This is a genomic window from Citrobacter sp. S-77 (assembly GCF_963864895.1).
GTDB classification, from domain to species: domain Bacteria; phylum Pseudomonadota; class Gammaproteobacteria; order Enterobacterales; family Enterobacteriaceae; genus Citrobacter; species Citrobacter murliniae.
The window spans coordinates 1-1,090 of record NZ_CAWLWU010000021.1; the positions used below are offsets into that span (position 1 = coordinate 1).

The 1,090-nt window shown below is 53.6% G+C and carries 1 protein-coding gene; it reads right to left on the reverse strand.

The annotated features are described in order from the left end of the window. Positions 1-13: 13 nt before the first annotated feature. On the reverse strand, positions 14-1,090 hold a 1,077-nt coding region (locus AACS05_RS24840), incomplete at its 5' end, for an autotransporter outer membrane beta-barrel domain-containing protein (RefSeq protein WP_144243038.1).

Below are 1,090 nucleotides of genomic sequence, written 5' to 3' on the forward strand. Positions count from 1 at the left end.
GGTTAGCGCGGCATTAAAAGTTATACTTAATACCCACCATGGCATTGGTGTCACTGTATCCTTTATCCCCCATCTGGGCGCCGACATTGCCCCACAGATTGACCCGAGGGTTAATCTGTCCTTCAACACCCACTTTGACTTCGCCAATGTTGCGGGCGCCAGCCTGGTTGATGTGGACATTATCCATGCTCACGTTATAACTGCGCGTATTATGCAACCAGTTGGCTTCAATGAACGGCTCGAAAGTACGGTCTTTGTTGTCATCCATCGCATGATGGCTCTTCAGGTACGTACGAAGGCCCAGGCGGGTTTGTACGTTACCGTCGCCACCGCTGCTAACGCGGGTTCCATTGGCTTCACGATGGTTGTCTGCTTTCACGCCCATCCAGGTGGCCTGGGCTTGTGGCTGGATAAACCATTCATTAAGCGTCCCTTTGCTGCCAGCAAACTCGCCCAGTTTCTGGGTGTAACCCGTCTCCAGCGAAGCCGTAAAGCCTTTAGACTTGTAGGATTCGCTGGCCAGTTGCTGCCCGTTAACCTGGTTGTTGAACCAGCTGTACTGGAGCCAGCTGTCCACATACAGCCCTGCTTTATCCGTATCGCTGGCAAACCAGGTGCCGTAAGCGCCAACGCTGTAACCGTTTATCGAACCTTTTGAATCATAACCCGTGACGGAAGAGCGGGTAGAACTGTGGTTATTACCGTAACCCGCCATCAGACCCAGGTGGCCTCTGTTCAGACCATCGGTTGACCACTGCGCAACATCGCCACCCAACTGTGCGACATAACTGTTGCTCTGTGTTTTCAACTGACCACTGCCATCACGCCAGTTATTATGGCTACCGACCTGGCGTAGCCACAGACTGGTAACTTTCTTCTCACCGGTCAGAGCATCAACGTACTGCGTTTCCCCCAGACGGTCGTGCAGACGGGTGTTAAATAACGTGTTCGCAGCCGCAATGTTTGCAAGATAGCTACCTGCTTCAGGGCGGTTAACATGTGTTTCATCAGAGGGGTCAACCGGCGGTGTTACAGGATCAACGGGAGGGTCGACAGGGTCCACCGGCGGCTCTACGGGATCAACCGGTGG